The sequence below is a fragment of the Microbacterium sp. Kw_RZR3 genome, assembly GCF_029222405.1.
Taxonomy (GTDB): Bacteria; Actinomycetota; Actinomycetes; order Actinomycetales; family Microbacteriaceae; genus Microbacterium.
The window spans coordinates 1-7,541 of sequence record NZ_JARHXC010000304.1 but is presented as its reverse complement, the minus strand read 5'-3'; the positions used below and the strand labels follow the sequence as shown (position 1 = coordinate 7,541).

Annotated in this window: 9 protein-coding genes; 6 read left to right on the top strand and 3 right to left on the bottom strand. The window is 71.1% G+C overall.

What is annotated here, in order from left to right:
• Positions 1-56: 56 nt before the first annotated feature.
• On the top strand, positions 57-215 hold the full coding sequence (locus tag P2P98_RS16935) for a hypothetical protein (RefSeq protein ID WP_193751287.1): 159 nt from the start codon (positions 57-59) through the stop codon (positions 213-215).
• Positions 216-271: 56 nt separating this feature from the next.
• On the opposite strand, the gene P2P98_RS16930 is transcribed toward P2P98_RS16935, so the two are convergent.
• Positions 272-1,276: a DUF1731 domain-containing protein gene (locus tag P2P98_RS16930; protein ID WP_275801429.1), complete on the bottom strand. Its 1,005-nt coding sequence runs from the start codon at positions 1,274-1,276 to the stop codon at positions 272-274.
• 70 nt (positions 1,277-1,346) lie between these two features.
• Between P2P98_RS16930 and P2P98_RS16925 the strand changes: the two genes are divergently transcribed.
• The 3 genes from P2P98_RS16925 to P2P98_RS16915 all read left to right on the top strand — a co-directional run bounded on the left by P2P98_RS16925 (position 1,347) and on the right by P2P98_RS16915 (position 4,650).
• Positions 1,347-2,138: a hypothetical protein gene (locus P2P98_RS16925; protein WP_275801428.1), complete on the top strand. Its 792-nt coding sequence runs from the start codon at positions 1,347-1,349 to the stop codon at positions 2,136-2,138.
• Between the two features lie 42 nt (positions 2,139-2,180).
• On the top strand, positions 2,181-2,792 hold the full coding sequence (locus P2P98_RS16920) for a hypothetical protein (RefSeq protein WP_275801427.1): 612 nt from the start codon (positions 2,181-2,183) through the stop codon (positions 2,790-2,792).
• 322 nt (positions 2,793-3,114) lie between these two features.
• Positions 3,115-4,650 (top strand): PepSY-associated TM helix domain-containing protein, encoded by a 1,536-nt coding sequence (locus tag P2P98_RS16915; RefSeq protein WP_275801426.1) that lies wholly within the window; start codon positions 3,115-3,117, stop codon positions 4,648-4,650.
• 37 nt (positions 4,651-4,687) lie between these two features.
• Here P2P98_RS16915 and P2P98_RS16910 read toward each other — a convergent pair whose 3' ends face one another.
• Positions 4,688-5,119: a hypothetical protein gene (locus P2P98_RS16910; protein WP_275801425.1), complete on the bottom strand. Its 432-nt coding sequence runs from the start codon at positions 5,117-5,119 to the stop codon at positions 4,688-4,690.
• A 100-nt stretch (positions 5,120-5,219) separates the two neighbouring features.
• Here P2P98_RS16910 and P2P98_RS16905 point away from each other — a divergent pair, with 100 nt between their 5' ends.
• Together P2P98_RS16905 and P2P98_RS16900 are read left to right on the top strand one after the other, a co-directional pair.
• Complete coding sequence (locus tag P2P98_RS16905) at positions 5,220-5,702, top strand: 2'-5' RNA ligase family protein (RefSeq protein ID WP_275801424.1); 483 nt, start codon at positions 5,220-5,222, stop codon at positions 5,700-5,702.
• 88 nt (positions 5,703-5,790) lie between these two features.
• Positions 5,791-6,783 (top strand): aldo/keto reductase, encoded by a 993-nt coding sequence (locus P2P98_RS16900; RefSeq protein ID WP_275801423.1) that lies wholly within the window; start codon positions 5,791-5,793, stop codon positions 6,781-6,783.
• A gap of 66 nt (positions 6,784-6,849) precedes the next feature.
• On the opposite strand, the gene P2P98_RS16895 is transcribed toward P2P98_RS16900, so the two are convergent.
• Positions 6,850-7,302 carry an SRPBCC family protein gene (locus tag P2P98_RS16895; RefSeq protein WP_275801430.1) on the bottom strand — a complete coding sequence of 151 codons (453 nt, stop codon included), beginning with the start codon at positions 7,300-7,302 and terminating at the stop codon, positions 6,850-6,852.
• Between the last annotated feature and the right edge of the window lie 239 nt (positions 7,303-7,541).

The following is a 7,541-nucleotide window of genomic DNA, read 5'->3' as shown; positions in this document are numbered from 1 at the left end:
ATCGGCCTCGTGTCAAGGGCGGTCGCCCGAGGGGGCCGGCGGGACAGAGTGGAGATATGCCAGCTCTCGCCATCATCCTCATCATCGTCGGACTCGTCCTGCTGTTCCTCGGCGTCTTCGTCGAGGCCGTGAAGTTCCTCCTGTGGATCGGGATCATCATCCTCATCGTGGGTGTGATCGCGGCCCTCATGCGCTTCATCCGTCGAAACGCCTGACCGACTCGTCCGCCCGCCCGATCTGCTCGGGCGGGCGCTTCGTCACGCGCCGTCCGTCACGCCGAGAAGAGGTCGCGTGCGCGCGGGCGATGCACCGAGGCCACGGCATCCAGAGCCGGACCCAGCTCCGGATGCCGGAAGCGGAAGCCGGCCTCGGTGAGGACGCGCGGCACGGCCCACCGGCTCTTCAGCACCAGCTCGGGTTCGTTGCGCAGCACCGCCATCGCGGGGTCGAGCATCCACCGGTAGGCGCTGAGGCCGATCCTCCGCCCCGCGACGCGCCGGATCTCGCGCATGAGCGTGCGGTTGTCGCTGACGCCGGGCGCCGCCAGGTTGACCGGTCCCTCGAGATCGTCGCGATCGCGGAGGAACCGGACGGATGCCACCACGTCGTCGATGTGGATCCAGCTGAAGCGCTGGCGGCCCGACGTCCGGTGCCAGTTCGACCAGACCGGCCCGGTCGGATGCGCGCCGATCCCTCGGTAGCGGCGGTGCGGGAACCACCAGCTGTCGATCTGCGCTCCGCCGAGTCCGAGGCGCCCGAGCGCGAACAGCATGCGTGTCGCCGGTCCGTCACCGAGGACGATCGCCATGCGCAGCGCGATGCGGCGGGTCGCGGGGAGGTCGCCGTCGAAGAACGTCTGCTCCCACGAGGTCGCCACGTCGACCGAGAATCCGTCGCCGATGACCCCGTCGCGTTCGTCGTTCCCCCGCTCCGTCTCGTGGCGGTAGATCGTGGCGGTGGACGCGTTGAACCACACGCGGGGCGGACGGGCTGCCGTGCGCACCGCGCGGTGCAACGCCCTCGTCGTCTCGACCCGTGAACGCAGGATCTCGTCGCGTGCCGCGTCGGTGTACCGGCACGACACGATCTTGCCCGCGAGGTTGATGAGCACGTCCGCGCCGTCGACGAGGCGATCGATGGCCGGTTGGTCTCCCCAGGTCGCGGTGCCCGTCCGGCCGATCGTGTCGAGGTCGTATCCCTCGTCACGGAACGCGGATGCCAGAGCTCGGCCGACGAAACCACTCGCTCCGGCGATGACGACACGGGGTCGGGGCACGGCATCCTCCTGGGTCGGACTCAGCCTAGGGGGCGCGCCGCCCGCGCCCGCTGTCGACAGAATGAGAGGCATGGCGAAACCGCTCGACGTGGCCCCCCTCCTGCAGCTGCGCGACGGATACGGCGACCGCGAGGAAACGGAGGCCGTGCGTCTGTTCGCCGAGGCGAACGGCGCGCGGTTCTGGCCCCTCGTCCTCGACCAACCGTTGCCGGGTGTGGTCTTCCGCGACGCCGCCGGCCGTCCGCGTCAGATGCAGGGTGCGGGCCGGATCGTGCGGTTCCCGGGCGACCCCGAGATCGAGATCGCCAACTCCGCGTTCCAGTACGCGATCGAGCTCAACGTCATGAGCTCGGCGTGGGGATACGCCGCCGTCCGTCTGTCGCGCCCCGCGCCGGCCCTCCTCGTCGAGACGGCGAGCGCGCGGGCGATCCGGCTCCTGCCGTCGACGCCGACCGCCGCGGTGACGCTCACGCTCGGGAACGGTACCGAGGTTCACGTCGATACTCGGGCGGTGGACTGGGCCCGTGGCATCCTGCGTCCTGACATCCTCGAGCTCCTCGACGACGCCGAGCTGCCGTTCGACCTCGAGATCGTCGAGGGCTGGCTGTTTCTCTACAGTCCGCGGCAACTCGCCGTGGGGGACCCGCGCGTGTGGCGGCGGGCGCTGGGCGTCGTGGCGGCCGTCCGCGAGGCCGTCGAGGAGGCGGACGGCACCGATGCCATGGCATCCGGGGCTCCTCCGGTGCTGCCGATGACGGACCGGCCGTGGAAAGGCGGAGGACGGAGGGCTCTCGTGCTCTACGGCTCCGTGGCCGCCGTCGTGGCGCTCCTGGGCGTCGGGATCGCGCTGTTCGCGCGGTGATGGCGGCGGTCGGCCCCGCGCCCGCCTGACACAATGGCTGTCATGCGACGGCAGGAACGAGGAACGCGCGTCGTGCGCGGAGCCGTGGCTGCCGCGGTGGCGACGTTCATCGCTCTGCTCTCGCACGTGACCGCCGGGGGAGCCCTGCCCGGCGCGGTGGGCATCTTCGTCCCTCTCGCGCTGTCGTTCGTCGCGTGCACGGTGCTCGCCGGTCGTCGCCTCTCGGCTTTACGTCTGGGCTTTGCGGTCGGCCTCAGCCAGGTGCTGTTCCACACGCTCTTCGTCCTCGGCAGCTTCGGTCCGGGAGCCTCCGCCGGTCACGTCCACGGAGGAACAGACGCGGTGCCCGCCCTCGGTGCGGATGCCGTGATGATGACGATGGCTCCGGATGCCACGATGTGGGGCTGGCACGTCGTCGCCGCCGCGTTGACCACCGCCGCCCTGCACCGCGGGGAGCGGACCATCGCGCACCTGCGCGAACTCGCCGTCCGCCTCGGCGCCTGGCTGCGCGCACGGGTCCGTGTTCTCACCGACGCGCCCGGGCCGGTCCCCGCGCGTCGTGTCCTCGCCGAGATCGTCGCCGACGTTCGAGCCGTCTCGGTCCTGATGGCGGCGACCGCGCGACGGCGCGGCCCGCCTCTCGGCGCACACTGACGCCCGCCCCGCGTGATCCGTCGCGGGGCGTTCGGTCGTCGGCATCCGGTGTCTGACGCTCCTCAGCGCTCGGCACCCGCCGCGACCGGCCCGTCGTGCACGCGCACGGCGGGGATTCGCGTCCTCAGGGACGCCCGTGTCCGTCGTGCCGTACGGTCGCCCGTGCGCGTGGGCAGCGCTGTGCGCTGAACCCGCGCCGTCGCGGCGCGCTCGGCATCGCCGAAAGAGAGAACCCCATGATCCGCCTCCGCGCCGTCGCGGCCGTCCCGGCATCCGCCCACGACGAGTTGTTGCCCCATCCATCCGGAGAGGGGGTCTCGCGATGACGCTTCACCGACCCGGTGGTCTTTCCGCCTCGGGCGGCGCACCCGTGTCAGGCGCCTCCCCCTCCCCGGCGAGTGCCCAAGAAACCCGGAACGCCGGGGCCGCGGGCCCGGGTGTTCTGGACACCCAACCTGGTCGCGGCGCCGGAGGCGCGGCATCCGGTGCCGTCCGCAAGGGATGGTTCACGGCGTTGCTGCGGAGGGTGCACTTCTTCGCGGGGATCCTCGTGGGGCCGTTCATCCTCGTCGCGGCGGTGAGCGGCGGGCTGTACGCCCTCACACCCACGATCGAGAAGATGGTGTACTCCCACGAGCTCACCGCGACCTCGACCCTGGTTGGGATGCCGTTGGCCGACCAGATCGAGGCCGCCGAAGCCTACGTCGGTTCCGGTGCCTCGCCCGTCGCCGTGCGACCCGCGCCCGGCGCCACCACACGCGTGATGTTCACCGATGAGACGCTGCCCGAGAGCACCACGCGAGCGATCTTCGTCGACCCCGCCACGGCCGAGATCCGCGGCGATCTCCCCGTCTACGGCACGAGCGGCGCGCTCCCGGTGCGTCACTGGATCAGCGATCTGCACCGCTCGCTCCACCTCGGCGCCCCGGGCCGGTGGTACAGCGAGCTCGCGGCATCCTGGCTCGGAATCGTCGCGCTCGCGGGACTCGGACTGTGGATCGGGCGCTTCGTACGCAGCCGCCGCGGGCGCCGCGATCTGCTCCGCCCCAACCGGTCGCACCGCGGGTACCGTCGCCTGTCGGGCTGGCACTCGGCGGTCGGGATCTGGGTCGTCCTCGGGGCGATATTCCTCTCGGCCACCGGGATCACGTGGTCGACCTTCGCGGGCGCGAACGTGACGGACCTGCGCGCGGCGATCGGCGGGGGAACGCCCGCTCTCGACACCTCGCTGCACGGTGCCGCCGACGCCGGCGGGGACCACGCGGAGCACCTGGGCGCCATGCCCACTGCGCCGACGGCGGCGAATCCGGCGACGTTCGACGCGGTGCTCGCGACTGCGAAGGGCGTCAACGTCAACAGCGGCGACGTCGAGATCCGCCCACCGAGCGCCCCGGGCACCGCGTGGGTCGTGCAGGAGATCCACCGGAGCTTCCCGACCGAGGTGGATGCCGTGGCGATCGACGGCACGACCATGCAGGTCGTCGACCGCGTCGACTTCACGGACTTCCCGCTGCTCGCGAAGCTGTCGCGCTGGGGGATCGACCTGCACATGGGCACGATGTTCGGTCTGGCGAATCAGATCGCTCTGTTCGTTCTGGCGGTCGGGATCGCCGCTCTTGTGGTGCTCGGCTACGCGATGTGGTGGAAGCGTCGCCCGACGCGGGGATTCGGCGCCGCTCCCGCGCGGGGCGCTCTTCGTGGGGCTCCCTGGTGGGGCGTCGGGGCTGTTCTCATCGGCGCCGTGCTCATCGGACTGGTGCTTCCGCTGGTCGGCTACCCGCTCGCCGCCTTCGTGGTGCTTGACGTGCTGCTCGGATGGCGTGCGCGGCGGGCGGGGCTCCGGTCATCCGACGGGTGACCACGCCCGTCTCGGAGCCCGGCTCGGACCCCGCGGGTCAGGCGTCGTCGGGGTCGGGGAGGTTTTGTGCGATGCGGCTCGAGGCGGCGGAGTCGCGACCCACCCCCGGCTGGTACTTCGCGATGGGATCGTCGTCGCCGACGTGCGGTTCGGGGGCGTCGCCCGCGGCGTGTGCCTCCGCGCCGGTGTCCTCGTGGTGGCGTGAGGTCGAACCGCCGCCGCCACGGGCGTCGTCGGTGCCGCGCTCCATACCGCCGTCGGCCGCGCGCGTTCCGACCCCGGGCAGGTCGTTCTGGCTCGAGACGTTCTGCACGCGCGCGTCGTCATCGGGGTCGATTCCCGCGGCCGCGACCGCGCCGCTGTCGGCGCCCGCGCCGCCCGCGGGGACGTCCGCGGCGAGACCGTCGGAATCCGCGACGGTGTCGTCGTGATCGGCGCCGGGGAGATTCTCGGGGGTGGGAGTGGTCATGGTCGATCCTTCCGTGGGGCGTGCGGCCACGTTAGGCGCGGGGTCCGACATCGGCGGCGGGGTTGACTCGCATCGTCTGCGGGGGTGGCAGGATTCTCGGATGCCGTCCCCTCTCTCGCCCAGCAGGTACTGCGTCGTGGCTCTCCTCGCCCCGATGGGGGTGGGCGATCGTGTCCCTCGGAGCGCGTGGCCGGCGCACGTGACCCTCGCCTCGAACTTCCTTGCGGACGCGTCGACGGCGGAGCTCGTCGAAATCCTCCGCTCGACGGGAGCCGCGGATGAGGCGATGACGTTCCGCCTGGGCGACGTCGCGATGTTCGGTTCGCAGCACGACATCGCCGTGCGACTGGTGGAGTCGGCGCGCGCGATCCATCTTCACGGACTCCTCACCGACCGCCTCGAGAAACTCGTCGGCTTCGCTGCGGATGAGCCGGCCCACTGGCGGGGTGGCTTTCGCCCCCACCTCACGCTGGGGCCGGCCGTGTGCGCGGTCGAGGGGGAGATGCTGCGGTCGACCCGCGTCGGGATCGCGCGGATCGACGGCGCCGAGGCGGAGCTCGTGGCAGCTCTCGACATCGAGTGACGGAGCTGACGGGCCGGGCCGCGGCATCCGACGGCCCCGATGTCGGGAGCGCTGGCTAGGCTCGAGAACAGCGTCGAAAGGACACCCCATGCAGCAGCGCCCCCTCTCCCGCACCGGCCGCGAGGTCTCGGCGATCGGTCTCGGCACCTGGCAACTCGGTGCCGACTGGGGAGACGTCAGCGAAGACGATGCGCGGGCCGTGCTGGCGGCCTCGGCCGAGGCCGGCGTCACGTTGTTCGACACCGCCGACGTCTACGGCGACGGCCGGTCCGAGCAGATCATCGGGGCATTCCTGAAGAGTCGGGATGCCGATGACATCACCGTCGCCACCAAGATGGGCCGCCGCGAAGACCAGGTGCCCGAGAACTACGTGATGGAGCACTTCCGCGGCTGGCTCGACCGTTCGCGCCGCCTGCTCGACACCGAGACGCTCGACCTGGTGCAGCTGCACTGCCCGCCCTCGGCCGTGATCGACGACGACGCCACGTGGGAGGCCCTCGACCAGCTCGTGTCCGAAGGGGTGATCGCGGCGTACGGCGCCTCGGTCGAGACGATGGACCAGGCGTTGTCGGCCCTGACCCGCCCGAACCTCACCAACCTGCAGATCATCTTCAACCCGTTCCGTCTCAAGCCCCTCGACGAGGTGCTGCCGCTGGCGGCCGAGAAGAACGTCGCCGTGTTCGCGCGCGTGCCGCTCGCGAGCGGGCTGCTGTCGGGCAAGTATTCGCGGTCCACGACCTTCGCCGAGAACGACCACCGCTCGTACAACCGCAACGGTGAGGCGTTCGACAAGGGCGAGACGTTCTCGGGTGTCCCGTTCGACGAGGGCGTGGCCGCGGCCGACGAGCTCAAGGCATCCCTCCCCGAGGGCGTGACGCTGCCCGCGGCGACCCTCGCGTGGATCGCGTCGCGCGAGGGTGTCACGTCGGTGATCCCGGGCGCACGCTCGGTGTCGCAGGCCACGGCGAACGCCCAGGCCGCCGAGCTGCTCGAGGGCGGCTTCGACCTCGACGCGTTCGACGCCCTCGTCCGCGACGTGTACGACCGCCGACTGCGCGCCGAGATCCACCCGCAGTGGTGACCCGCGCATGACGAAAGCCGGGCCCGCCTGTGAAGGCGGACCCGGCTTCGTCGTCTCCGGGAGGCGTCAGCTGACGTCGCCGCGCCAGGCGCCGGACTCGGCACCGCGCGACTCGATGTACTCCTTGAAGTTCTCGAGGTCCTTCTTGACCGAGTGGTCGTCGGCGCCGAACACCGCGCCGAGCTTCTCGAGCACGCCCGTCGGCGCCCAGTCGATCTGGACCGTGACACGCGTCTCGTCGTCCGACAGGCGGTGGAATGTCACGACGCCGGCGTGGTTTTCGTCTCCGCCGATGCTGTTCCACGCGACCCGCTCGTCGGGGTGCTGTTCGGTGATCTCGGCGTCGAACTCGCGCTCGGCCCCGGCGATCTTCACCTTCCAGTGCGTGAGGGTGTCGCTCTTCTGCGTGATGGACTCCACGAAGCTCATGAAGTGCGGGAAATCCTCGAACTGCGTCCACTGGTTGTACGCGACGCGGACGGGAACGTTGACGTCGATGGTTTCGATGACCTGGGCCATGGTGTCCTCTTTCGTGTGGTTTCCGGGGCTGTTCCAGTCTTCGGCCGTCGTGGCCGACATGCCCCCGGGGTTGAGGGATCGGCGCGGATGACCTATACGCGCGGGTGCTGTGGCGACGGCGAGCGGGGGCCGCAGCGATGGCGGCGCGCGGTCGCGGCGGCGAGGGCGCATAAACGCGATCCGCGCACAGAAACGCGAGGAGAGCGCGTTTATGGTCGCGGATCGCGTTTATGCGCGGA

Excerpts from the sequence above, each read along its gene's own strand:
- P2P98_RS16910 (WP_275801425.1), bottom strand. The coding sequence starts at position 5,119 with ATGACCACTCCCACCCCCGAGAATCTCCCCGGCGCCGATCACGACGAC.
- P2P98_RS16920 (WP_275801427.1), top strand. The coding sequence starts at position 2,181 with ATGCGACGGCAGGAACGAGGAACGCGCGTCGTGCGCGGAGCCGTGGCT.
- P2P98_RS16900 (WP_275801423.1), top strand. The coding sequence starts at position 5,791 with ATGCAGCAGCGCCCCCTCTCCCGCACCGGCCGCGAGGTCTCGGCGATC.
- P2P98_RS16905 (WP_275801424.1), top strand. The coding sequence starts at position 5,220 with ATGCCGTCCCCTCTCTCGCCCAGCAGGTACTGCGTCGTGGCTCTCCTC.
- P2P98_RS16935 (WP_193751287.1), top strand. The coding sequence starts at position 57 with ATGCCAGCTCTCGCCATCATCCTCATCATCGTCGGACTCGTCCTGCTG.
- P2P98_RS16915 (WP_275801426.1), top strand. The coding sequence starts at position 3,115 with ATGACGCTTCACCGACCCGGTGGTCTTTCCGCCTCGGGCGGCGCACCC.
- P2P98_RS16925 (WP_275801428.1), top strand. The coding sequence starts at position 1,347 with ATGGCGAAACCGCTCGACGTGGCCCCCCTCCTGCAGCTGCGCGACGGA.
- P2P98_RS16895 (WP_275801430.1), bottom strand. The coding sequence starts at position 7,302 with ATGGCCCAGGTCATCGAAACCATCGACGTCAACGTTCCCGTCCGCGTC.